The organism is Ruminococcus bicirculans (ex Wegman et al. 2014), from assembly GCF_000723465.1.
In the GTDB taxonomy this organism is placed as follows: Bacteria; Bacillota; Clostridia; order Oscillospirales; family Ruminococcaceae; genus Hominimerdicola; species Hominimerdicola aceti.
Genome location: NZ_HF545617.1, coordinates 469344 through 494504, shown reverse-complemented (window position 1 = coordinate 494504; position 25161 = coordinate 469344). Strand labels below are relative to the sequence as shown.

General features: G+C 38.7%; 20 protein-coding genes. 10 read left to right on the top strand and 10 right to left on the bottom strand.

Annotated elements, in window-relative coordinates:
- Window positions 1-156 precede the first annotated feature (156 nt).
- The 7 genes from RBI_RS12655 to RBI_RS12625 form a co-directional block, all read right to left on the bottom strand.
- A complete protein-coding gene (locus RBI_RS12655; RefSeq protein WP_041337450.1) occupies window positions 157-2070 on the bottom strand; it encodes a protein kinase domain-containing protein in 1914 nt (637 codons plus the stop codon).
- Entirely contained in the window at window positions 2060-3454 is a 1395-nt protein-coding gene (locus RBI_RS12650) for a protein phosphatase 2C domain-containing protein (protein ID WP_041337449.1), read from the bottom strand. Before RBI_RS12650 ends, RBI_RS12655 begins: the two co-directional genes overlap by 11 nt.
- A 74-nt stretch (window positions 3455-3528) precedes the next feature.
- Window positions 3529-4221, bottom strand: coding sequence for a vWA domain-containing protein (locus RBI_RS12645; RefSeq protein ID WP_041337448.1), 693 nt, complete (start codon window positions 4219-4221; stop codon window positions 3529-3531).
- A 39-nt stretch (window positions 4222-4260) separates the two neighbouring features.
- Window positions 4261-5226: a zinc ribbon domain-containing protein gene (locus RBI_RS12640; RefSeq protein ID WP_041337447.1), complete on the bottom strand. Its 966-nt coding sequence runs from the start codon at window positions 5224-5226 to the stop codon at window positions 4261-4263.
- A 2-nt stretch (window positions 5227-5228) separates the two neighbouring features.
- Window positions 5229-5870, bottom strand: coding sequence for a zinc-ribbon domain-containing protein (locus tag RBI_RS12635; protein WP_041337446.1), 642 nt, complete (start codon window positions 5868-5870; stop codon window positions 5229-5231).
- A gap of 13 nt (window positions 5871-5883) precedes the next feature.
- Window positions 5884-6636 (bottom strand): zinc-ribbon domain-containing protein, encoded by a 753-nt coding sequence (locus tag RBI_RS12630; protein WP_041337444.1) that lies wholly within the window; start codon window positions 6634-6636, stop codon window positions 5884-5886.
- Window positions 6637-6784: 148 nt separating this feature from the next.
- A complete protein-coding gene (locus tag RBI_RS12625) occupies window positions 6785-7894 on the bottom strand; it encodes a tyrosine-type recombinase/integrase (RefSeq protein WP_041337443.1) in 1110 nt (369 codons plus the stop codon).
- Between the two features lie 894 nt (window positions 7895-8788).
- Here RBI_RS12625 and RBI_RS14310 point away from each other — a divergent pair.
- The 3 genes from RBI_RS14310 (at window position 8789) to RBI_RS12610 (ending at window position 12530) form a co-directional block, all read left to right on the top strand.
- Window positions 8789-9418 (top strand): BRO-N domain-containing protein, encoded by a 630-nt coding sequence (locus RBI_RS14310; RefSeq protein ID WP_051706933.1) that lies wholly within the window; start codon window positions 8789-8791, stop codon window positions 9416-9418.
- Window positions 9419-9897: 479 nt separating this feature from the next.
- Window positions 9898-10104, top strand: coding sequence for a hypothetical protein (locus tag RBI_RS12615; protein WP_041337442.1), 207 nt, complete (start codon window positions 9898-9900; stop codon window positions 10102-10104).
- Between the two features lie 230 nt (window positions 10105-10334).
- On the top strand, window positions 10335-12530 hold the full coding sequence (locus RBI_RS12610; protein ID WP_041337441.1) for a stage V sporulation T C-terminal domain-containing protein: 2196 nt from the start codon (window positions 10335-10337) through the stop codon (window positions 12528-12530).
- A gap of 248 nt (window positions 12531-12778) precedes the next feature.
- On the opposite strand, the gene RBI_RS12605 is transcribed toward RBI_RS12610, so the two are convergent.
- The 3 genes from RBI_RS12605 to RBI_RS12595 all read right to left on the bottom strand — a co-directional run bounded on the left by RBI_RS12605 (window position 12779) and on the right by RBI_RS12595 (window position 16679).
- Window positions 12779-14416, bottom strand: a complete 1638-nt coding sequence (locus RBI_RS12605) for a recombinase family protein (protein WP_041337440.1) — start codon at window positions 14414-14416, stop codon at window positions 12779-12781.
- A 146-nt stretch (window positions 14417-14562) separates the two neighbouring features.
- Window positions 14563-14832, bottom strand: a complete 270-nt coding sequence (locus RBI_RS12600; RefSeq protein WP_041337439.1) for a hypothetical protein — start codon at window positions 14830-14832, stop codon at window positions 14563-14565.
- Window positions 14833-15386: 554 nt separating this feature from the next.
- Window positions 15387-16679 carry an AAA family ATPase gene (locus tag RBI_RS12595; protein WP_041337438.1) on the bottom strand — a complete coding sequence of 431 codons (1293 nt, stop codon included), beginning with the start codon at window positions 16677-16679 and terminating at the stop codon, window positions 15387-15389.
- A 399-nt stretch (window positions 16680-17078) separates the two neighbouring features.
- Here RBI_RS12595 and RBI_RS12590 point away from each other — a divergent pair, with 399 nt between their 5' ends.
- The 7 genes from RBI_RS12590 to RBI_RS12560 all read left to right on the top strand — a co-directional run bounded on the left by RBI_RS12590 (window position 17079) and on the right by RBI_RS12560 (window position 25081).
- Window positions 17079-18056 carry a DUF6076 domain-containing protein gene (locus tag RBI_RS12590; protein WP_022126659.1) on the top strand — a complete coding sequence of 326 codons (978 nt, stop codon included), beginning with the start codon at window positions 17079-17081 and terminating at the stop codon, window positions 18054-18056.
- Window positions 18046-18861: a sigma-70 family RNA polymerase sigma factor gene (locus RBI_RS12585; protein ID WP_022126658.1), complete on the top strand. Its 816-nt coding sequence runs from the start codon at window positions 18046-18048 to the stop codon at window positions 18859-18861. The genes RBI_RS12590 and RBI_RS12585 overlap by 11 nt, the downstream gene beginning before the upstream one ends.
- Before the next feature lie 105 nt (window positions 18862-18966).
- Complete coding sequence (locus tag RBI_RS12580; RefSeq protein ID WP_041337436.1) at window positions 18967-19284, top strand: RNA polymerase sigma factor; 318 nt, start codon at window positions 18967-18969, stop codon at window positions 19282-19284.
- 707 nt (window positions 19285-19991) lie between these two features.
- Entirely contained in the window at window positions 19992-22043 is a 2052-nt protein-coding gene (locus RBI_RS12575; RefSeq protein ID WP_041337435.1) for an N-6 DNA methylase, read from the top strand.
- Window positions 22040-23197 carry a restriction endonuclease subunit S gene (locus RBI_RS12570; protein WP_347503463.1) on the top strand — a complete coding sequence of 386 codons (1158 nt, stop codon included), beginning with the start codon at window positions 22040-22042 and terminating at the stop codon, window positions 23195-23197. The genes RBI_RS12575 and RBI_RS12570 overlap by 4 nt, the downstream gene beginning before the upstream one ends.
- Before the next feature lie 37 nt (window positions 23198-23234).
- The gene (locus RBI_RS12565; protein ID WP_041337433.1) at window positions 23235-24149 is read left to right on the top strand and encodes a hypothetical protein; all 915 of its coding nucleotides are present in this window, start codon (window positions 23235-23237) and stop codon (window positions 24147-24149) included.
- Window positions 24146-25081, top strand: coding sequence for a DUF1848 domain-containing protein (locus RBI_RS12560; RefSeq protein ID WP_041337432.1), 936 nt, complete (start codon window positions 24146-24148; stop codon window positions 25079-25081). The genes RBI_RS12565 and RBI_RS12560 overlap by 4 nt, the downstream gene beginning before the upstream one ends.
- Window positions 25082-25161 lie beyond the last annotated feature (80 nt).

Below are 25161 nucleotides of genomic sequence, written 5' to 3'. Positions count from 1 at the left end.
GCGCTTCCTTTCGGAATTTGACATGATAAAAAGGAATCTTCCGGCGGATAACAGTATGCTATAAAGGTACCATTTTTATTAAAAAAATAACCATTCATAATACATAAACTATCTCACTCCTGTATTAATCATCTATAATCAACGCCTTAATATGTATTAAATTACTTCAACTTCCTTTTCTGCTACAACATCATCACCATAAATATAAGAAATCGTTAACTTGCCTGTAGACTTTATTTCAAACTGTTCATCACCAAATGTTATAATATCTTCGTTACTTGAAACAAATTCACAGTCTTTCCACGCTATATCTATCGGGATTTTTTTTAAAACTTCACCATTTGATTTTTTTATAAATAGATTTCCTGAACATGGAGCTGCATAGAAAAGGCTTACGGTCGCATGACCGTTTTCTTTATCATAAAAGTCAATACCATTTTTAGAAAATGGATCTACATAAGCTTTATCGCAATCCGTTTCTGCGATAAGGTCATAAACCGTTGCGTCCGAATCAAAAGATATATCGATATCATAAATATTAACACTAAAACTGAGGGTAGGTGCAGGTATTGTAGACGACTCATACGAAGAGATAGTTTCGGGAACATCCCAAATTACCTCCTCGTCAAAGTCTATCTCAGCGTAAGCCGATATTTCATCAACATTAGTTTCTATATTTTCAATTGATATTTCTTGTTTATTTTCTGACAATTCATTTTTATCTATAGTTGACATCGGAGTAAAAATCGAATTTGTTTTATACAAACTGCTGTCGATAGTATCATCGTAATAATTATATGTATCAGTAACATTTTCAGCATAATTTGGGGAGGATTCATCTGAATAAATACCAATCAAAGCAAGTATTAAAAAAAATGATATTATGAGAATCGTAGCTATCAATGCTCTTGTCGCTTTCTTGTCTTCGTTGTGAGTTTTTGTATTTATTTCATCTTTTGATGCTTTTTCTTTATTTTGCTTCCTGCGAAATTCCTCCCATCCGTCGTCAATTTTCAAATCTCCCGGATTTGGCTTTGATTTATTTCTTATTTCCATGTCAAGCTTACACCAAGGACAACTGCTTAGTCCTATAAAGTATTCATGCTTTGGATTGTCGGTACATTTGCACAATCTCTGACTTAAAGAATCAAGTGCGTAAAACCATTCGTCTGCTCTCGGTCTGGCGCTCTTGCTTTGTTGACCTTCAATAAATGCTCTTTCAAATAGCTTTTGAATATCTCTCGGAAGAATACCTATATTAGGTGAATAGCGCGTTTTTGCTATTTTCCCATTAATATTACTTTTTGTAAAATAAGGACAATATCCATTTTGTATGTTCTTTACAGGTTGGAAATTACTCATAGATTCTTTGGTGGTAACAACGCATGAAAAAGGATGAACGCCGTTCATTAAAAGCCTGAAAATAATAACTGCAAGAGCAAAATTGTCTGTGCTTTCGTTAAACATATTCCGTGCATTATTTTCATCAAAAGTTTTACCCTGAAGCTCAGGAGGAATAAACTCCGGAGTAACTACAGTACATGGAAAAATTTCTCCTGATTTACTTTTGATATGATATGAATCCGTATCTACAAGCATAACTCGACCAGTGTTCACATCTAACATGAAATTATTTGGGTTCAGATCTCCGATTATATGTCCGCTGTCGTGAACATTATTCACGGCGGCAGCAATATTTTCTGCCACTTTTACATATTGTGACCACAAATATTTTTTTCTGTTATCATAAACGTAAAAATCTATCAAGCTGCTTAACCCTGACACTTTTTGCATTACATATCCGCAAAAATTGTTATCCTGATACAGAATGGCGTGAGGCCATGCACATTCAGACAAGTCATTTGAATCTGTTTCAAGCATAGCCAGAAGTTTATTTTTCCTGTTTTCGGTACGATTCTTTTCATGATAGATCTTTGCAACCAAATCGGGCATACCTTCTATATTATAAATGCTGCCCTCGCCGCCGGAAGTAATGCTTTCTTCAAATAATACATATTTTTGTCCGCTATTCAAATCGTAATAAATTCTTCTATCATTATTAGAAGCCACTGCTGGAACCCCCCGTTATATTACTATAGTGCTCATCAACAGCTTCTGAATTAATATAAGTAAAATGAGTCGATGTTCCCACCTCTTGGAGAGCTTGTTTCATTCTTGGTAAAGCATCTTTTATAGCTTTATCTTTAGCTTTATCATTTTCAGAATTTGACGCCATACTATCGCTTTGTGTAGAATCATCTGCATGATCAGAAGTATCATCATCCGCAATAGCGCTTCCCTGCGTATGTTTGCCGTTGTAAGCGCTATCCTTACTTATACTGGAAGATTCCATACTCTTTTTCGATGTATCCTGAACGTTACCTTTGTTTAAAAAAACAATACAGATAGAACAAATAATAAGCACTAATATCACTATCAGCTGTATCAAAACGATTTTCCTTAGTTGGCGGTTGATTCTATACGAATTTTGTAATCTTTTCTTTAACTTTCTGGATTCATCATTAATTACTACGCTTTCACCAGTAGGAGTTACTTTGATTATATTTGTAGGCTTTTTTATATCAATAGGAGTAGGTCTGCGGCCTTCACGGAGTTTGCGTTTCATGTTTTCGTTTAACTTATCCCAATCAGGTTCCTTGTAATATTCCTCGTCTTTTAAATCTGCTAAAATATCAGTGTTTATCAATCCTACGATAGTTTTATCATCTGTTACATTAGGCAAGCCGTTTCCCGAAACAAATTTAGATATGCTTTTTTGCAGATTTTCAAAATCAGTTTTGTTATTTGCCCTAAGAATATTTCTGTCCATAAATCGGCGGATAAATGGAATATTTATTTTTTGAGCTTCATTTGCAAGCAGAGGATGACACACAATATCAAATATGCCGTCTGTCATAAGCGTTAATGCACAGACCTCGTCGGGATATTTTCCAAAGGACCAATTGTCGGGACCGCCCAAGAGCGGATATGTTTCATTGAATGCTTCTCCCTTTTTTACTTCTGTTGCACAATCATAATTACCGCTCGGCGTTAAAACGATAATACCGCCGTCACCGCATTGACCGTAATATAAGTTTTTACCATTATAAATCGCAGCAGTGAGGGTTGTATTATATTCCGAAAAATCTATTTTCATGTCTTCGGCAGTATTCATTACGTTGTTATATGCTTCTTGATATGCCTGTGATATAAGATCAATGTAAAACTTATCGCTTTTTTTGGTTTTAATATGCAAATTTATGTAAGCCAAGAATGAATTCACAGCCACTTTTGCACCTATATCCGATTTACTTGCACTGCCTAAACCGTCGGCAATTACAGCTATTGTATATCCGTTGTCAAGCTTTAGCACATCAGAATAATCCTGACATACACCGTCAGGATTTTCTAAATGTGCTGTTCCTATTGCCGAAATTTTAAAATATCCAATCATTCTTACAAACTTACTCCTTTATCAGCAGAGTGTATCTTCCGATCTATTTCATATCTTTAAAAATTTCCGCAGGCTCAATCAAGCGGAACCTTAAACATTGTATCAGGTGCAGGAATATTTAACGAACCGGATTCCTCAGTACTGTTTCTCAAAGCATCCAGACTGGATGAAACAAATTTAAACAGCCCAGTGAAATCACAATTTTTTAATCCGTATATATTATTTGGATCAAATATTTGTTTCATAATATCGGCTCTAAAACCGTCCACGCCAACACAGTATGCAATCGCCTTTCCGTTATTCTCCATCCACTTTAATCTCTCAGCTGACTCACGGTAATCATCATTTGGACCACCATCAGTTACGCAAAAGATCCAAGGTCTGAAATAAGGTGTTCCTGCGTAGTTGTATTTATTTTTTTGCATCGTGACCATATCCATTGCAGTTTCCAGGGCTTTGCCCATAGCAGTATTTCCATATGCTTTTAGTTCAGGTAATTCCATTTCTTCTACCGGAGCAAAATCCTGAATTACCTTGACATCACTGTCGAACGTAACAACAGCCACATCAATACAAGCCTTTGCATGGGTATCAAGACTTGATAGGGTCTGCTGCTTGAATACTCTGAGTCCCTCGTTAAGCTGTTTTATTGCTTCATTGCTGTTCATTGAACTTGACGTATCCAATAGAAAAACACAGGCAACGTGTTTTTCCGTAACGTATTTTACCGGTTCGTCATTGAAATCTCTTTGGTTTAATTTTGGCATAATAAGTCCTCCTAAATTTGTTATATATAATTAGAATATTTACTGGTTTGATTTTATAATCATACCTACATCATTAACTGAGAGAGGCACATCAATTACCAAATCAGTAATAATACATCCGTACATTTGAAATACTATCCCACCATATTCTGTATTGTCATCGTTTATAGTAGCGTTGTTTTTTAGATAAGATATGGCTTTTGCAGAAAGATTGAAAGAAACTGTCTCAGGCTTAAAGTCAAATAAACAGAAAAAACCGTCTGATTGTATAAATGTTCTTGTATTTTCAATAATGTCATTACTGATCTCATTTGGAAAAGTATATGATTCATTATTAATGCTGACTGCATCTGCTGCCGTAGGTACACCGGTTATGTAATTCCCGTCAAGCTTATAAAGAGCATTCCAATCTACAGCATCTTTGGGTGCAAATACATAATAATCAGTATTAAGATATTTTAAAGTAACAGTTATTGAACAACCTGTTTCTTCGAAATCAGAAAAGTATTTGTTATCGATATACTCTACTTCGTTTCCGTCAGTATCATAAAAATTTGCAGCTGACCAGTCGTCATAATTATCGATTCCAATGAATTCAATCGATTCATAGGTTTTATTATTTGAGTCTGTTTTTTCAGACTCTATTTCAACGTTTGTATTAGAATCTGTTATTGATTTGGCTGATTTGCTTTTAATAGCATTATCAGTAACACCAGATCCAATCTCTGTTTTTGATAAATCGTCATCCGTGACAATATTTTCTTGTTTATTATGTATTTTAATAATAACTGTTATCAAAACTATAGCAGTTAATACAGTTATAATAGAGGATAGTGATATTATAATATTTTTTTTCACTTGTTTAGACTTTATTGCAGAACTGTTTTCGGTTGGGGTATTTAAATACGCTTTCTGGCAAGATGATTCCGCAGATACTTTGTATCCGCAAAATTTGCAAAAAGTTGAGTTATCATCTATTTTATTGCCGCATTCTTTACAAATCATAGTTATAACCTCTTAAAAACATACGTTCTATCTGTATTTATTTTCCTCAAAATCAATTTGTTGGAGGAAAGCTTTTCAATTACATACCTTTTAGAATGTCCAAGTAACTTACTTACTCTATAATCATCATCATATATTTCAAGAGTATCACCATCGATTGAGTAGTAGCCTTCCTCGGAATAAGCACCGGAAATGAGTAACCTTCCATTGGTAAATTCCCAAGTCACTTGATCTTCTTTATCTACCAATTCGGTACCATCAGAATAAAGCAACCATTTTCCTTGAATCTTACTCTCGTTGCTCTCAAATATCCTGAATAAAATAAAAGCAATTATAACAATAAACAACATTAATATAATAGCAATAAGTATATTACGTTTTTTATTAGTTTTCATTATTGCTGCAAATCCTCCATCTTGAGGGTTGAAGTTATTTAAAACACATCCGCAATGTAGACAGAATTCCGCATTAGGTGCAACGGCATTACCGCATTTAGGACAATAACTCACCTGAGGGGCAGGAGCAGGCTGCGGCTGAGGGCGTGGCTGTGGTTGAGGGCGTGGCTGCTTTCCCGTAGGTTCTCCGCAAACGGGACAAATAACTGTGTTGTCTGATAATTTCTTTCCGCATTTTTTGCAAAACATAGCTGGTCACTTCCTAAAAATTATTTTGCATGGTTGAATACATTCTTTGAGAAATAATCTGATTTATCATCTCTTCAATGTTTTCACATTTTGTTTTTTCCATAATGTAAAATGGAATTTCTTCTACGTTTCCCGATGTCTTTTCTATGACAAGCATTGTTGTAAAAGAATCTATAATATACAATGCTGCCAGTAATAACAATATAATTCCCCATGCAGGAGATCCACCTAAGCATATAATGGCAGCAATTAAAGCAACAAGTCCGCAAATAAAGGATTTTGGATTCAATGAGAAATTTGAATTGACTGATGAAATTTGATTAATAGGAATACTTTTTCGTTTAGTGCCAAATGGTATGAATAAAATCGCATTCGGAAGTTTGGTTTTAATAAAATTCTGTTCCATTCTAATCTCACCTTTCATATAGAATAATAAGAGTGAGATCATAAATGTTATTACTTTCGGGTTTTGCCCGGTTAGTTGACCTGCTTGGCAATTGCTGCATAGAGTCTGCCCATAAGGCAAAGCAGCACCGCATTTACGGCAATAACTCACCTGAGTGGCAGGATCCGGATGAATGGGTGGCTGTGGTGGAGTGTAAGGCGGCATCATTCCCGTAGGTTTTGGTGGAGTGTAAGGCGGCGGCATCATTCCCGTAGGTTTTGGTTGAGGGAAAGGCGTCGGCTGCATTCCCGTAGGTTCTCCGCAAACGGGACAAATAACTGTGTTGTCTGATAATTTCTTTCCGCATTTTTTGCAAAACATAATAAAGCTCCTTCACTTGAATAAATCTAAGTGTCTATACCTATCTTATAATATACCACTATAAGAAAAAGAGCCCCGCAATCCCCGATAAATCAAGGCTTTGCGGAGCTTTCCGACCACAATTCTGACCAGAAATAAAAAAGAAAAGCTAAACATAAGCATACAGTTTTTCAAGCTGTTTACGCTTCATATCCATGTTGGAATGCACATATCTTTCAAGAGTAATTTTCACGCTTGCATGACCCAGCAGCTCACTGACCGTCTTTACATCAATCCCAAGCCGAATGCACTCCGTAGCAAAGGTATGCCGCAGAACATGAAAATTCTTATACGTTACACCAATGTGTTTCAGAAAAGTTTTGTACCTGTACTGATAAGTCCTCGGTTCGGTATAATTCAAAGAGCAAGTCAGGAAGTAGCAGTCAGGATTGACATTTCGTTTGATTTTAGCAATCTGCGACAGCATAAAAGTCGGAATAGGAATATCACGGATAGACTTTGCACTCTTAGGCTCATCGATTATTACAATAGTTTTAGGACTAATTCCGTTCGGATTTTTAATCCGCTGGAGCGTTTTCCATACATGAATTACCTGATTTACAAGGTCAATATCCTGCCATTTCAAAGCGCATATCTCGCCTATTCTCAGACCCGTATAAAGACACAGCAGAACGCCAAGTATTTGACAGTCATCACACAAAGCATTTTGACGGATTTTTGCCATTTCAACGCTTGTAAAAACCTCAATTTCCTTATGTTCCGATTTTGGCAGCGATACATTTTTAGCAGGGTCATCTAGCTTGTATTCAGTTTCTCCGTATGCGAATACAGATTTCATCATGATCAGAATTGCCTGCACGCTCCTTGATGAAAGCCCTTTTCCGTCATCTCCGCCGCATTCCAACAGTTCGGACACATAGCGATTGATTATAAATGAAGTCACTCTGCCAACACGCATATCTCCGAACGGCGCAGCGATGTAATTCTGATACATAGTGCGATAACTGACATAGGTTGATGATTTAATGCTATTTTTGCGACTTGCAAGCCATACCGAGAACAGTTCTGATACCGTTATCGGATCGTTTTTCGGCAACAAATCAACTTTAGCAAGCTGTAGTTTCTGCGAACATTCCACATAGCTGTAAGCGTAAACAGACGAATACTTTGCTCTACCGTTTTCCATGTAACTTGAAATATACCTGCCCTCCCAGCGACCGTCCTTGCGTTTGAATATGTTTTTTCCTCGTCTTGACATGGCGAAACCTCCTTAAAATATGTACTTTAAGTATACACCCGTTTTGACGAGATTTTTGACCAGAAATAGAAGAAAAAAGAGTTAAAAACAGCCTAAAATCCTTGATATTTTGCAATTAAATATACAGATTGTGAGATTTCGTTCGTTGAATTTGTGCAAAACATACAGTAAATTTTGTCAGTTTTAGTCAATCCGTGGATTGATTTTTTTTTCTTATAGTGGTATATTATAAGATAATTTCGGCGTATACTGCACATTTTGTCGTATGTTAACTCTGTTTTAGGGAGAAGTCAAGTCCATTTTAAAGGTTTATTGCTTATGCTTTAAGTTGGTTACTGAATTTTGTAGCATTGTGTGATATACTTGTAGTTCAAAACAAAGCGCTCTCCGAGAATAAAAATATTGGAGTGCCAAAAAGTTTTTTATCAGCCCTTGACAAACGAGTGTTCTAATGCTATAATATCAAATAGAAACAACAGCATTTAACATAAAATTACAATTTAATAAATAAGTGCCTTTTACTTACATAAACATATCGGCAAATACTTTTAGAGCTTAATGCTCGTACATATTTAAGGCACGATTTTGATAGCAACGGGATAATTATATCCTTTTGCACTAATCGTGAACTTGAAATATGTGCGAGCTTTTTTGTTGTCTAAATAAATTCAATGTGGTATGTAACGAATTGGCAACGCGGTCAGAATTACATAAATTGCGATACCCTCCGTGTCACATAGACATACCTTTAATATAACATACTAATAATATTAATATAGCAGAAGAAAGAATGTATAGTAGAGATAAGTATTGGTAGGTGCGTAACGAAATGGAGGCGGAATATCAAATTGCGCATCTGCGATTTTCATTTTTCTGCTATGGAAAGGAATTTTTATGAAGTTGAAAAAATTAATGATAATTGATGGTAATCCTTTTGCGGACACAGAGTTCGGTCAGCTTGAGTGTGTTGAAGTTAACGGAAAGCTGTACTTCCCCGCATCGGAGTGTGCAAAGGTTCTCGGATATCACAATCCGAGAAAAGCTATCATAGACCATTGCGACGAGCCAATAAAGCTTACTGTTCCGCATCCGCAAAGTCCGTTAAAAACTATCGTGAAGAATTATATCAGCGAGGGAGATCTGTATTCGCTGATTTTCAATTCAAGGTTACCGATCGGCAGACAGTTTCGTGCTTGGATATGCGACGAGGTGCTCCCGACGATAAGGAAGTACGGATTTTATGTTACGCCGAAGGTTCTTGCGGAGTGCGACGGCAATCCCGAAAAGCTTAAGCGTAAGCTAATGGAAATACAATGTTATCAGTTCTGGAACTACTGTCTGGACCATCCTGATAAGGCGGCAGATTTGATATCGAAATTTTATGAAAAGGCTATGAAAGAAGATGATATTATAGACGCTGAATTCTGTGATGAGGTAAGTAACGAAACCAGTCGCTTGATTGAATGCTCTGCGGTGAGTAACGAACTGCGCACGGCAAGAAACGCCGAAATCTCGCCCGTGTGAGCCTGCCGATTCTCGGCGGTATCCTTGCCCCACCTATGTTGGTTAAAGCCCATACACGCCGAATGTGTGCGACGTCCGAGGCGGTTAACGGTGATTTCTGATGAGAGAATGAAAGTCCGGTAAAAATTGCTCCTGTCAGTATTGCACGATCACCGATATGCAGAGGTTAAAGCAAATCGAAATATTGTAAAGCAAGTTAAAGCATCGGGGTCGTAAGCCCCCGATGCAGTCACAGCGGACAGCAAAGCTGACCGCAAAAGTGCCGAAAATACGCAGTTTCAGCAAAATTGTTGTGCATAATTTTTATGGGGTCATAAATTCGAGGTTTGAAGAATTCAGGGGTCGTAAGTACTGAAAATCACGTAAAATCGGTGTGATTTCAGGAGTCGTAACAGAAAATCAAAGGACATTGCCGCATTTTTCAAAATTGAATAACTTAAATCCCAAAGTCAAAAATGAATCAAAAGGAGTGTTGCCTATTGGAAATTAACGTCAGTGAAAATAAGCGGATCGTAGAGATCTGGCTGACAAATCAGGAGCAGGAGGACGATAGTATCAGCGAATTCGTGCAGAATACTGCAGACAAGTACAGCGATAAAAAATACAAGGTTGCCGTATTTATGTCGGGGGACAACGACTTGTTTGACTGCACGGAGGGATTGATAGAGCACAACCTCTGCCTATGATTTGTGGTGCGCAATCAGGCGCACCGTACATAACTGACGTAAAAAAACATAAATTGCGGCAAAGTCATAAAATCTTCACTCGGATATTTATTGCCTTTGCCTATTGCAATTCTGAAAGATATATGATACAATATTGATATAAATTAAAACGAATATTTCTGACAACATTGTAAGTATTCGCAAAGGTAAAACCGAACCGAAAAAATAATCAACATTGAAAGGGTGAAACAATGAGCATAAAGTACAGCATAGCAGGCTATTGCCGAATTTCTGTCGACGAGGAAATGGACAGAGACAACACCTCGATAGAAAACCAAAAAGCTATCATAGCCGACTTTGTGAAACGCAAGTTTCCAGACAGCACGCTTGATTTCTATGAGGACCGTGACCGATCGGGATATACGTTTGAACAGCGTGAGGGCTATCAGGAGCTGCGAAAGAAAATGCTTCGATTAGAGTACGATATTCTGATCATCAAGGACTTCTCCAGATTTTCCCGACGAAACAGCAAGGGACTGGTGGAATTGGAAGATCTGCGTGACGCAGGAATGAGGATTATCTCGATTGGCGATAACATTGATTATCCTACCTATGACGACTGGACGGCAATTCAGTTCCGCTTTCTTATCAATGAAATGCCTGTTACCGATACGTCCAAAAAGGTCAAATCGGTCATCAAACGCCGTCAGGAGGAGGGCAAGTGGATATGCGCTGTGCCCTACGGCTACGTTATGATAAACAACAAGACCATGCAGTTCGAGGTTGACGAACCTGCGGCGGAGGTTGTCCGAGATATTTTTGACAGGTACAACAGCGGCTGGGGATACAAAAAAATTGCCAACTATCTTACGGACAAGCATATTCCCACGCCTAGAATGTGCGAAAAAATGCGCAGGGAGGCTAAAGGCGAGGAGTGCAAGCGTGAGGTAAAGCAGACGTGGAGTATCATCACCGTCAGCGAGATATTGCAGAACGATTTTTATATCGGCACGCTCCGTCAGGGCAAGTACAGGCGTAAGAAGATAAACGGCGGGGAGGTCAAGCAGGACGAAACAGACCACATAGTATTTGAAAATAATCACACTCCTATCGTCGATTACAAGGTGTTCGCTCTGGCTCAGGAGCAGCTGAAGAAGCGTACGACCTCTCACTATCGGGGAGTGAAAAAGTACGACAATGTGTACTCGGGCTATCTTTTCTGCGGAGACTGCGGCTCACCCATGTTCGCAATGAGCCGTAACGATCTTGCTCCTGCCTACACCTGCGGAACCTACCACAAGCGAGGAACAAAAGGCTGTACCTCGCACCATACCAGAGTTGATATGCTGGACGATCTGCTGAAAAGCTATATCAAAAAGGTGCGTGACAACTCCACAGAGATGATCGAACGCTTGCAGGAGTCCATTGCTAAAGAACAGCATGAAACGAAAAGCAGTCAGTCCACCGTTGACGTGATTAAGGGGCAGATAGAGGACGCAAAGGCGGAAATGAAAATGCTCACCCGACAGCAGGCGAGGGATGTTATGAAACACCCCGACCGTGCGGAGATAATCGAGGAGACCTACACCGAGATGATAGACGAGCTTACTCTGCGTATCGAGGGACTGAAAAATCAGATGCAGCTTGCAGTCGACAAGCACAACACCGTTGTCAGAGTGAACCGCACCGCCAGAACCGTGCTGGAGATTTTCGATGACATCATTAACAAGCCCGCTCTTGACAAGAACGACCTGAATTTTATAATTGACAAGATAGTGGTCTTTGAAAACAGAATTGAAATTCATCTCAAAGCGGATATCGACTGTTTGCTGAAATACGGCACGCTTACAGAGCAGCAGCTTGTGACAGTCGGAGCAGATGGATCAGCCGAAAATTTTAATCAAGGCACTAAGATCGGAAAGTCAGCCGGACAGCTTGCAGCTGCTGTAACGGACAGCAGAGGCAGGAATCTTAGTGTCAACGTTATCAGTAACGGCGACCCCCTCGAGATCTACACCAATCCCGACGGCGAGGTCATCTTCAAAAAATATTCTGCCATAAACGAAATGTCCGAGGGCGCAGCTCAGGCAGCGGAAGTCATCTCAAAGCTTGGGGGAGCGCCTGCCGTGGTGTTCGATAAGGACCACGTCGTGGCAGTGTCAGGCGTGCCGAAAAAAGAGTATTCACAGCGCCGCCTCTCCCCTGCTCTGGAGGAGCTTTTGGAAAACCGCAAAACCTTTGACTATACCGATACCACAGCCGAGCCGCTTAGAGCCGTCGAGGGTATCACCACCCACGCCCTCACCATCGCCCCTATCCTCACAAACGGCGATATAACAGGCGCAGTGGCATTCATGGCTACCGACGATACCGAGCTTTGTACCGATAAACAATCCATGCTCGCCAAAGCCGCCGCCATGTTCTTGGGAAAACAAATCGAAGAATAATACCAAAAAGGACCGCCGCCTGACAGCAGCAGTCCTTTTTTCTGTACTATTATATCAGCCATTGCCCCATGTCCTACACTGCCAACATAACAAAACCCTCCGACCCATACAAATGAATCGGAGGGCAAACTGCAGACCACGCTGCGATGGAGCTGATAGTCGGACTCGAACCGACGACCATGGGCTGTCGATAAAGCGACGTCATATCGTATTTTGATTTTTCGTGTGTAACCGCTGTATTTGCACGGTTATGCCGCCTTGGATAATTCATTCTCCGTGCCGAGTTTTCCGACAAATCTGTAATAAATCTCAATCTGCTGAAATGTTCTTCCGTCCTCAGCTTGTTCTTTGTGATGAACAACAATTTTGTCTATCAGCTCATTTAGTATTGCGGCATCCAACTTGTCGATTATGGTGTATTTTTTTATAACGTTAATAAAGTTATCCGCACAATCTGATTGTCTTTTCAACTCGTCAATTTTCGATTTGAGAATAGGTAACGCCTTTTTGATTTCCACCTGTTCCAACTCGTAACTCTGCGACATAGACTCATATCTCTCATCGCCTATCCTCCCAAGAACATTGTCCTCATAAAGTCGGCTGATAATCTTATCCAGTTCCTCACAGCGTTTTTGCTTTTGCTCATATTCGAGTGTGATTTGTTCCGCTTGCTTTTGTGAATCAGACTGATATTTCCGACTTAAAATCGACTTGAATTTATCCGTATTTTTGCGGTACTGAAACAAGTTACGCTGAATGTCGATCAGTACAAGCTCGTAAATTGTATCAAACGTAATGTAGTGCGAAGCGCAGTATTCTTTGCCGTGAGTTTTGTACATCCAACAGGAGTACGCTCCGTGATAACTGCCGTCTTTACGCTGTTTCTGCGAGTAAGTCAGGCAATGACCGCAATCCGAACAGTAGAGAAGTCCGGCAAACATCTGAACCTCTCCCGCCTTTGCAGGACGGTGCTTGGCATTCAGAATTTTGTGTACCGTATCCCACAGTTCCTGCGTAATGATAGGCTCGTGGCAGTTTTCAACCACGATCCAATCCTCTTTAGGATTGCGTACCTTTTCTTTACTTTTCATGGATTTGTTTCTCTGCTTGCCGTAAACAAGCTTGCCTAGATAGACTTCATTGTTGAGTATCGCGCGGATTGAAGTAACGTGCCAGTCAAATTCCTTGCGCCAGTAATCCGATTTGAAGTAATCCGGATTGTTGAGGTTGAAGTAGGCAATGGGAGTTAGTACCTTTTCTTCTCTAAATATTTTTGCCATTTTGTTGTAGCCAACACCCTCTGATGCAAGTCTGAAAATTCTTTTAACAACCTGTGCGGCAGGCTCGTCCACGATTAAATGATGACGGTCATTTGGGTCTATCTTGTAGCCGAACGGAGCTTTTGATCCGATAAACTGTCCGTCCCTCGCCTTAGCTTTTTTCGCCGCTTTGGTCTTTTTTGAAACGTCACGAGCGTACATTTCGTTGACTACATTCTTTATCGGGAACAGCAAATCGTCGCTGTTCACAAGAGAATCATAGTTATCGTCCGCCGCAATAAATCGGATATTGCTGTCGGTAAACCGTTGAACATACATACCTGCCTCGACATAATTTCGTCCAAACCGAGAAAGGTCTTTGACGATAACAAGATTGATTTTGCCCTCATCAATGTCCGAAAGCATTTTTTTGAAGGACGGTCTGTCAAAGTTCGTTCCGCTGCAACCGTCATCACAATAGAATTTGTAGTCTGTAATTTTATGATCTTTGCAGTACTGCTCAAGCAGAATTTTCTGAGTTTCGATAGAAACACTTCCTCCAAAGTTTCCGTCATCAACCGAAAGTCTGCAATAAAGTGCTGCCTTGTAATGCTGCTGTTTTTTCATAGTAACTCCTTTCTCAGCAGCGGATTTAATAAGCCTTGCGGTATCTTCCGCTCCACAAGTATATCACAACTATGCTGTAAATGCCAGTAAAATCCGCTGTCTGTAAAAATATTTGTTGAATGTTGCTAAGTCCGATTATTGAAATTTTACATTGTTACTAAGGAGCTGTTATTGATACGCTCTATTCCTTTTTGAAATTCATCGACTACCTCTCCGACCTGTTCGCCTGATTCCAGTTTGCGAAACATTAGTCTGCTGAGACTATCAGCTACATTGGTTTTACCCTCAAATGCAGACCACACACGATAGGTCACACCGTTGATGTAGTGATCGGTATATTCAGCCGACTGCACCTCTGTGTTGTCCTGACACAGAGGTTTATCAAGGCTGTATCTTTTAGTCTTTTCTTCTGCCATTCGCTTATCACGCTCCGTTTCATTACGTCGATTGTTAATTTTCGTATAAACAAATCAGTTCAGTCCTTTCATATTTAAATTTTGATGGTGCTAATTAGTTACGCACCATCTTAACTGTTTTTTAATATACAGCTTTTTTCTTGTCGTAAATTCACATTTTCCAATTACAACGCCTGAAAATATGCCGATTTTGTGCAGTCTTCTGCACTTACGACCCCTCAATCATTCAAAGCTCAAATTTATGACCCCATAAAAATTATGCACAATCATTTTGCTGAAACTGCGTGTTTTCGGCATTTTTGCAGCGAGCTTTGCTCGTCCGCTGTGAACGTTTAGGGGGCTACGACCCCGAAACTTTAACTTGCAATGAAATATTTTACTTTGCTTTAACTGCTGCATATCTGGTATTTGTGCAGATTAACAACTGCCTTTTTATTATCAGAATTAAAACCTCTCACACATATCGCCCACAGCGGCTAACAAATCGCCTGTGTCGGCTTTTAAGCTGTTTCTGCTAGACTTACCCGACAAAAATTCAAGCCACGCAAATCGGCTTACGTTGCCTTTCTTTGCGTTTCAAACGGCGGAATTTCAATCCCCTTATTCGCAAGCTGACTTCTTATTTTATTAGCAGACATATGCAGTACTTCATCAAGGCTCATTAACTCGATTTCATAAACTTCATTAGCGGCAGGGTCAGTAACGTCATCAACAGGGTCGGCAGAATCACAAACAGTGACAGCGGATTTTTCTGCCTCAACTTCGTACTCATCAATCGCAAGCAACGTATTTAAAGGCTTTTCAAGCATTTCACTGTTACCGCAAGTGACAGCAGGGTCAGCGTTTTCACACACCTCCGGCATAAGATTTCTGCCGTCACTGCTGTCACTTTTCATATCGTAATTCAGAATAATTATTCGCTGTCCGTTGCTGCGTTTGGATTCAAACGTCACTCCGTAATTCAGCAATTCATAAGCGTGCTGAATTAAATCTTTTTTGACACGATTTGAAAACACTTCTTTGTCCAGCAGAGCAGATAACTTTTCAGCAAGTTCAGTAGCAGAGCCTTTGAACGTTTTCTGAGTTACCATAAAGTCATGAACAGCAAATGAAAAATAGTCGGGTTCGATATTTTTAATCTCATCAGACACTTTCCATCTGCTGCTTTCAAACACAACATTGATCTCTTGATTTTCAATATCTCGACCTACACAATGAAGCTTTGCTGTACGACTTCCACGTTTACTTTCAATCAGAACCATACTTCCGTCAACGCAACCGCTCAAACCTGTACTGCCCGAAATCATATTAAATGGGTCGCTGTCAGAACACTTTCGTGTGTGATGAACCAGAACAATAGCTACGCCAAGCTTATCTGCAAGAGATTTCAACACAGACAACTCTTTGTAATCAGAACTGTAGCCTGACTCCGATTCGTTACGCACCTTTTGTAATGTATCTATCACAACAATTTTCAAATCGTCAAACCGCTTCCTGCAGTATTCAATTTGTTCAGGCAGACCGTTTGACATTGATTCCGCCATAATTGCAAAGTGAAGATTGTCGGACGGCTCGTCTGTCAGTTCATACAACCTGTTTTGCAGACGTATCAGGCTATCCTCTAAGCCAAGATATACCGCATGACCGCATAACGTTTCTTTTCCAAGCACCTTTTCTCCTTTTGCAATGGACAGGCACATATCGAGAGCCAGCCACGATTTACCGACTTTCGGTGCTCCTGCGAGGACGAACAATCCTTGCGAGATCAAACCGTCAACACAATATTCGATCGGTTTCATCGGAGTATTCATAATATACTCGCTGCTGTACATTTTTAATTCTTTCATTTTATCGACCTCCTTTTGATATGCAAAGCCGCTGACCTCGGTTCTGCAAACAAAAAACGCCGCAGATTTAGTTTTCTGCGGTGCGTTTTTTACCCTCTGATATTATTATATGCGGAAATTCAGAAAATGAATAAAATCACATAACATTATTTTTTTATTCAACACGACATTTTCAGTTGCATATTGCGGCAAAATATGATATACTTAATTTGGAAACTGTAAAAACGACAGCCTTGAGGTGTAATTATGTTTAACGATATTTGTTTTTATGTCAAAGGAAATATGATTGAGGTCAACGGTCAGGACTTTTTATTGGGCGAGCTTTCGGCATCATGTATGAATATACCTCCTTCCGAATTCGAAGAGATATATGATAAGTATAGATCGGCGGAATACATAATGAACCATGAAATCAATGCTGAAAAGGATAATTCCGTTGAATATATACCGCCCTTAAAAAAGGAGTGGGGCAGGCTGAACAGCATGATGGTCGAAATAGATACGGCTTTGAAAAAACATAAAATATTTCAGGTTCTTGATACTCAGAATGCTGTCGAATTTTTCAAAGGATTTACTGATATGGACGGCACAATTATGAATTCCGAAAACTGGGAGCTTTATTACAAGACCGCAAGTCTTTACAAGCCTGTGATCGATGATATTTTTAATTTCAATAAGACTATGTATTACTTTGTGAACGATTTTCTGTCACATCTTAAAAAGCTTGATCCCGAAAATTTTGCCGCCGCTTACTATGACTTTCTTACAAATCCTATGGCGTACAAGATGATTGCAAATCCTATCATGAATGAATATATGTCGTATACAAGCGCTGATTTTCTTGAAATGAATATGATCCCCAAAGAAATAACCGATGGCTGCGGAGAGTATGTAATTGCGGAATACTACCATGTTGATAGATTGCAGAGCTTTTTAAAGGTCGATTTTCTAAAAGGTCTTATGGCAGGACATCATATACGCAGATGTGAACATTGCGGACGATTCTTTCTTATGACCAAAGGCTACAAAACAAGATACTGCGACAAGGCTGCGCCTGAAAATCCGAGGTTTACCTGTAATCAGATGGCTTACAGAACGGTCAGAATTAAGGAAGAAAATGCGGATAATCCGAAATATCAGTCATATCGGCGCTGTCTTAACAGGGTTATGCGAAGCTATCAGAGAAAAGTTATTGATGAAAAACAAAAATCTGTTCTTCTGCGACAAGCAGAAGAACTGTACCATAGAGCAATGACCTCTCCCGAATTCAGCAATGAGGAATTTGAACAGCAAATGCAGTCTGAAAATCTTTACAAATTATGCGGTTTTGACGTTCCGAAGAGAGGCAGACCAAAGGCGGTTAAGAATGACAAATGAGGAACTGATATCGAAATATTATGACGGTAATATGCAAGCTTTATATGATCTGTACGAGCAGAATGTCGGGTTCATACAGAGCGTTGCTGCTGCGGTCGCAAAAGACTACAAAAATTATTTGCGTTTCAGCGATACCTTTGAAGACCTTGTTCAGGTTGGCAGTTTGACGTTCTTTGAAAAGCTGAAAGCAAAAAAATATGACGCAAGAAAGGGCAGTCTACTGACATATCTTACTCCCCAACTTCGATATGCAATGCAGGAGTTTATTGAAAATTTCAGTTCTCCGGCAGGACTTTCACATTCCGATTTCTCAAAAATACAAAGATGCCGCAAGCTGCATAATGAAGGTATGTCAAATTCGGATATATCCAAGGAGCTTGGCATGGACAGGAAAACCGTTCAAAGCTGTCTGTCATTCTCTTTTAAAACGGAAACGCTGATGATACGGGCGGAAACAGAGAACGGAATTGAGTACATTGAAAATCCTGGGCTTGTCGTTAACGATCTGCACCCCGATAACAAGGTTTACATTGAAGTTAGCCTTGAGCTTTTCAAGGAATTGTTTGAAAACTTATCAGCCAGGGACAGAGAAATTCTCGGCAGAAAATATGGTGCATTCGGGTATGAAGAGACCTCCGTTAACGACATTGCGGACTATATGCTGATCACCAGAAACGCTGTAAACAAGGCTGTTAATTCTGCAACAGAGATTCTTCGCAAGGAATACCATAACGGGAGTAAGCTGAAATGGTGGCGGTTGTGTAACCGGGCGGTTAAGGATGCCTTGGAGGGTAGGACAGCATAGGAATCCGTTGAAATATCTGACGAGTTTAAGGCGAAATTACGGGCGTTGGCGGAGTTTTTGGTTTTGCTGTATGAAAATGATAAACAAAAATAAATGGGGGGCATTATGCTTGCAATATACTTAACCTTAATTGATAACGAAGACGATAAGAAATCATTTGAGGATTTATATAATCAAAATAGGTCTAAGGCTTATGCGATTGCGTTTAATATTTTGAAAAATAAAACGTTAGCCGAAGAAGCTTGTTCGGAGACTTTTTTTAGTCTCGCAAAAAGTTTTCAAAAAATTAAAAATTTAGAATCTCACAAATTGGACTATTATATTGTCATTATGTTATCGTTAAAAATCTCAATTTTTCTGTTTCAACCTCTACTCACTGCCATTTTTAAGGCAAATTTACACCTTGTTTCACAGAAGATTTGAAATAAAATTACAACCTCTACTATTCAAGACGAATAAAAATGACGGGGTAAACCCAAAATGTCACATTTTACATTAATACCATTTTGTCACGTCTCTTTGAGCCTACATAAAAAACGCCATCTACTATATACAGTAAAAATTCGGGCAGGTGACCATCTTTTCTCTTGAATTTTCATCAAACTTTCACAATTTCAGTTGCGATGAAAATTCCCCTCACTTTTATACGCCAAAAAATCTGGCAGGTGCTAACCTTTTGTCCTGAATTTTTATCAAAATAACATTCCGTTACGCACCTCTGCGTCTGTTTGAAAAACACCTTCTACTATATACAGTAAAAAATCGGGCAGGTGACCACCTTTTCCCGTGAATTTTCATCAAACTTTCACAATTGCAATAACACCGAAAATCACCACTCACTTTTATACGCCGAAAAAATGGACGGGTGGTTCACTGTTTAAGCAAATTTTCATCAAATTTTCACATAACGGCTCATAAAAAATCCGCCTGAGCGTTTTCAGACGGATAAATTTATGCTTATTTAGCAGAAATATGGAAATTCCCATTGAATTTTGACAAACGTTGTGGTATAATAAATAATGAAAAGTTATACATATTCGGCACTATCACCGATTGAGTTATCTCCTACGGGGTGGGCGGGTGAAGATAACTCAATTGTCATCATAAAAAACTGATAAGGAGAATTCAAAATGGCTAAAATAAAAGTTCAGTCGGTTGAACCCAATATTGCTGATTTAGTAAATGGTTGGCTTAAATCATATAAGCTTGATTATAAATTGGAGCAGGAGTCGTTAAACACTGAAATAGACCAGGCTTTAAACGACTATTTTTCAAAAAGCGGTGGCAAAGGCGGTAACAGACCTGATGCAAAGCTGTTATTGCGTAGCAGTGATGGTAAGTACTATCCTATCCTTATTGAATATAAGGGCTATAAAGATAAGCTTATTAAGCTTGATAGTGAAAAAAATGTTGCAAACAAGAATTCCAAAAACGAACCTGACTATAAGAATATAAACTCTTATGCAGTGAATGGAGCTGTTCACTATGCAAACGCTATACTTCATTATACAGGCTATACCGATGTAATCGCTATCGGAGTTACCGGCTTTAAAAACGATAGCGGAAAACTTGAACATTCTATCGGAGTGTATTATGTTTCAAAAAGCAATTTCGGTGTTGGTCAGAAAGTTGATGACTATACCGACCTTTCTTTTCTTAAAAAGGAAAACTTCGATGCTTTTATAGAAAAAGTAGGACTTCTGTCTCTTACGCAGGAAGAAATAGAAAAATTAAAGGAACGCCGTGAGCGTGAAATAGATGCAAGCCTTGTAAAGCTGAATAATGATATCTATCAAAACGAAAAGGGGCTTGGTGAAAACGACAGAGTATATCTTGTTGCCGCCTCTATTATGGCAACGCTCGGCGATGTCGAGCACAATGTATACCCTTTGAAAAAATCTGATTTGATTTCTTCCGATGAAAAAGACAATACCGACGGCGATATTATGGTGCGGAAAATCAAAGCTTTTCTTGCTGCCAAAAAGCTTCCCGAAGATAAAAGAGATTTAATTGTAAGAACACTTCAGAATACACTTACTACCGACAATATCAACAAGGTTGAAAACGGAGAAACCCAGCTGAAGCGTGTTTTCACAAAAATAGTTGATGACCTCGGTATTTACTATAAAATAGGACTCACAACAGACTTTACCGGCAAGCTGTTCAATGAAATGTACGGCTGGCTTGGGTTTACACAGGACAAGCTCAACGATGTAGTTCTTACTCCCTCCTATGTCGCAACTCTGCTTGTTAAGCTTGCAAGGGTAAACAAGGATTCGTATGTATGGGACTTTGCAACAGGCTCGGCAGGTCTTCTTGTTGCTGCTATGAACGAAATGCTCATTGATGCGAAGGACAAAATTAAATCTCCCGAACAGTTGGCAATAAAATCCGCCCAAATAAAAGCAACTCAGCTTCTTGGTCTGGAAATTCTTTCGAGCGTTTATATGCTTGCCATACTTAATATGATTATGATGGGTGATGGCAGCTCTAATATCTTGAATAAAGACTCATTAAAAGACTTTAACGGTAATTACGGCTTTGGCAACACCAATGATAAGTTCCCGGCAAACGCATTTGTTCTTAATCCACCATATTCAGCGCCCGGAAATGGTATGGTATTCGTTGAAAAAGCTTTATCAATGATGGAAAAAGGATATGCTGCTATTATTATTCAGAACTCCGCAGGTTCGGGAAAAGCAAGCGGATATAACAAGAAAATACTGAAACACAGCACACTTCTTGCAAGTATAAAAATGCCCATAGATTTATTTGTCGGAAAATCAAGCGTTCAGACAAATGTATACGTTTTCCGTGTTGGCGAAGCTCATCAGAAGGACGATGTTGTAAAATTCATTGATTTTTCCAACGATGGTTATACACGCAGCAATCGTAAAAAAGCAAGCTGCAATTTATTTGATACAGACAACGCCAAGGGCAGATATCAGGAAGTTGTTGACCTTGTTCGATATGGAAAATCAAAGCTCAATATTTTCACTGAAAAAGAATACTACGAGGGAACAATAGACCCTGAAAACGGTGCAGACTGGAACCAGACATCACCGATTGATACAAAGCCTACGCTTGAAGATTTCAAGAAAACAGTAAGCGACTATCTTGCCTGGGAAGTATCAACATTGCTTAAAAATCAGGATAACGAGAACGAACGCCTGGGAAAATAAATGCCTCACTCAATGAAAAGCTGAGCAATGTTGAGTGGGGCGAGTATAGGCTTGGGGATTTGTTTGAAAAAATTTCAGTAAACTCTTTAAAATACAAAACTTCGGAATTGCCAAATATTCCTACAAACGAGTGTGTTCTTCCTGCTTTAACAGCAGGAATCCAAAACCAAGGTCTTAATAATTATGTTCCAAGAGATAATGCCACTATTTTGAAAAATGTTATTTCTATTTCTGCTAATGGTGCAAATACAGGTGCAACATTTTATCAAAGTAAAGAGTTTACAGTATTGCAGGACGCATATGCTATTAAATGGATATACACAGATGAAAAATTGTCGGATAACAGTTATATCTTTTTAACAAGCTCAATACATAAAACAATTTATGGTAATTATGAATGGACTAATAAAGCTGGTTGGGAAAGAATAAAAAATGACAAAATTAAACTCCCCACCAAAAACGGCAAAATCGATTTTGATTTTATGGAGTCCTTTATAGCGGAGCTGGAGGCGGAGCGAGTAGCGGAGCTGGAGGCGGAGCGAGTAGCGGAGCTATCCGCTTACTTAAAAGTAAGCGGATACGACAATTATGAATTGTCGGACGAAGAGCTGGACGCTCTTCAAAAATTTGAAATGCTTGAATGGAGTTCGTTTAATCTTAAAGATTTGTTCGGTCAATCTACACGTGGCAAGAGATTAAAAGGTGCAGATAGAATAAGTGGTACTTTACCGTTTGTTACAGCCGGTGAAGCTGATGAGGGCATTTCTGCTTACATCAGTAATGATGTTGAAGTTTTTGAAAAGAATACTACCACCATTGATATGTTCGGCTCAGCAAAGTATCGGAATTACAAATACGGTGCAGATGACCATATTGCAGTTGTTCACACAGAAAAGCTGCCTAAGTATGCTTCTATATTTGTGACAACAGCGATACATAAATCTTCACATAACGGTCAATTTAATTATGGGAAGAACTTCTATGCCAAGGATGCAGATGAATTATTCATTCAGCTTCCTGTGAAAAATGGGACACCTGATTTTGAGACTATGGAATTGCTTATTTCATCAGTACATAAGCTTGTTATCAAGGACGTTGTTTTGTATTCCGACAAGAAAATTGCGGCAACAAAAAAGATTGTATCAGATAATTAAGCGGCAAATATATAAATATAAGTAGGAGGGAAATAGTATGTTGATTTATGAAATCCTTGAAAAATGCATAAATCGCTATGAGAAACCGGAATGCGAACAATGCGAAGATTGTTCATATGGAGAATATTGTCCGCACGACTGCGAAAAATGTCTGGATTACTTACATAATCCCAAACATGCCCCTCAAAATGCCCCCGAAAGAAAATATGATTGTGTTCATATGGCTGATTTTTATACCTGCAAGTACTCTTGTAGGTATACATCAGAGTTAATGTATGCAATTCAAAGATGTTCAGGCATACAAAATGTTGACGAATTAAAAGTTTTATCTTTTGGTTGCGGTCCTTGTACAGATTTGTTTGCTTTAGATGCTCTTAAAGAAAAAAAGCTAATATCGTTTAATAGCATTAAGTATCGTGGTGTAGATTACAGCAAAGATGTTTGGGCAAATATCCATCAAGATATTAATAAACTTAAAAAAGACAATATAGATATACATTTTTACTATAAAGACGCATGTATTCTGATTGATGAAATTGCAAACGGAAAATGGGTCCCAAATCTTATCGTTTTTCAGTATGTATTTTCAGATATTCAAAAACATACGACTGCAAATGATATCAAACACTCTATAGATACATTCGCAGAATACTACAATGCCAAAGTTTTACAAAACACATATGTAATTCTAAATGATATTAACTTAGGATGCGGATATGGCGGCGGAAGAGATCATTTTGATACTTTATTAAGCAAGTTAAATAATTCACAATATTCAAAAACTCACTTTTGCAATGATAATGCTACCAGTGAATACTATCCAAGAGGATATACATACGGTGAAGAATTACCTGACAATCAAAATCTTTTTAATCTAACGAATCTGAAGAAGTTTTCACCATTTAATACTTGTGCCAGCGCTCAAATGATAATAAAGAAGGTGAATAAATGATTATAAGTGCAAGCAGAAGAACAGACATTCCTTCATTTTACTCCGATTGGATGTTTAACAGATTAAAAGAAGGCTATGTTTGTGTAAGGAATCCAATGAATATACACCAGATAAGCCAAATAAGTCTGTCACCTGACGTTGTTGACGGTATAGTATTCTGGACAAAAAATCCTACACCTATGCTTGAAAGAATACACGAACTTGATAAATACACATATTATTTTCAATTCACCCTTAATTCTTATGGAAAAGATGTAGAAAAAAATATACCGTCCAAAAATGATGTGATTATACCAACTTTTAAAAAGCTTTCATCGATAATAGGAAAAGAGCGCATTGTATGGAGATACGACCCGATATTGATAAATGAACACTATACAATAGAATATCACAAAAAATACTTTAAAAAGTTATGTGAATCCTTAAGCAATTATACGGAAAAATGCACAGTAAGCTTCATAGACCTATATAAAAACACAGAAAGAAATATTCAGCCTCTGAACATTCATATACCTTTAAATGATGAGGTCATTGACTTAATGGACTTTTTTTCGACAGTTGCAAAAGATAATGGAATATATATTGATACTTGCGCTGAAGAATATGACCTTTCATCTTTAAATGTCGAACATGCCTGCTGCATTGATAAACAACGCCTTGAAAGGATAGGTAATTATCAGCTTAAGATAGGGAAAGATAAAAATCAAAGGGGCGTTTGCGGCTGCATTGAGAGTATTGATATAGGTATGTATAACACATGTGAAAACGGTTGTATGTACTGCTATGCAAATTTCAACGGCGAAATGGCACGCAAAAATCATGAGAAACACAATCCGTTATCCCCACTCATCTCTGGCAAAATCGAAGATGATGATAAAGTGAATATACGTAATGTAAAATCAAATATCGATGGACAGCTTCAGCTGTTTTGATAAAGAGCCATACTGCAGTTGCGGTATGGCTTTCTTATGTTATCAGTGCTTAAATCTTACCCTCATCACAAACACTTCAA

Coding starts and splice junctions, on each gene's coding strand:
- RBI_RS12650 (WP_041337449.1), bottom strand. CDS start 3,454: ATGATTGGATATTTTAAAATTTCGGCAATAGGAACAGCACATTTAGAA.
- RBI_RS12645 (WP_041337448.1), bottom strand. CDS start 4,221: ATGCCAAAATTAAACCAAAGAGATTTCAATGACGAACCGGTAAAATAC.
- RBI_RS12640 (WP_041337447.1), bottom strand. CDS start 5,226: ATGATTTGTAAAGAATGCGGCAATAAAATAGATGATAACTCAACTTTT.
- RBI_RS12635 (WP_041337446.1), bottom strand. CDS start 5,870: ATGTTTTGCAAAAAATGCGGAAAGAAATTATCAGACAACACAGTTATT.
- RBI_RS12630 (WP_041337444.1), bottom strand. CDS start 6,636: ATGTTTTGCAAAAAATGCGGAAAGAAATTATCAGACAACACAGTTATT.
- RBI_RS12625 (WP_041337443.1), bottom strand. CDS start 7,894: ATGTCAAGACGAGGAAAAAACATATTCAAACGCAAGGACGGTCGCTGG.
- RBI_RS14310 (WP_051706933.1), top strand. CDS start 8,789: ATGAAGTTGAAAAAATTAATGATAATTGATGGTAATCCTTTTGCGGAC.
- RBI_RS12610 (WP_041337441.1), top strand. CDS start 10,335: ATGAGCATAAAGTACAGCATAGCAGGCTATTGCCGAATTTCTGTCGAC.
- RBI_RS12605 (WP_041337440.1), bottom strand. CDS start 14,416: ATGAAAAAACAGCAGCATTACAAGGCAGCACTTTATTGCAGACTTTCG.
- RBI_RS12600 (WP_041337439.1), bottom strand. CDS start 14,832: ATGGCAGAAGAAAAGACTAAAAGATACAGCCTTGATAAACCTCTGTGT.
- RBI_RS12595 (WP_041337438.1), bottom strand. CDS start 16,679: ATGAAAGAATTAAAAATGTACAGCAGCGAGTATATTATGAATACTCCG.
- RBI_RS12590 (WP_022126659.1), top strand. CDS start 17,079: ATGAACCATGAAATCAATGCTGAAAAGGATAATTCCGTTGAATATATA.
- RBI_RS12585 (WP_022126658.1), top strand. CDS start 18,046: ATGACAAATGAGGAACTGATATCGAAATATTATGACGGTAATATGCAA.
- RBI_RS12580 (WP_041337436.1), top strand. CDS start 18,967: ATGCTTGCAATATACTTAACCTTAATTGATAACGAAGACGATAAGAAA.
- RBI_RS12575 (WP_041337435.1), top strand. CDS start 19,992: ATGGCTAAAATAAAAGTTCAGTCGGTTGAACCCAATATTGCTGATTTA.
- RBI_RS12565 (WP_041337433.1), top strand. CDS start 23,235: ATGTTGATTTATGAAATCCTTGAAAAATGCATAAATCGCTATGAGAAA.
- RBI_RS12560 (WP_041337432.1), top strand. CDS start 24,146: ATGATTATAAGTGCAAGCAGAAGAACAGACATTCCTTCATTTTACTCC.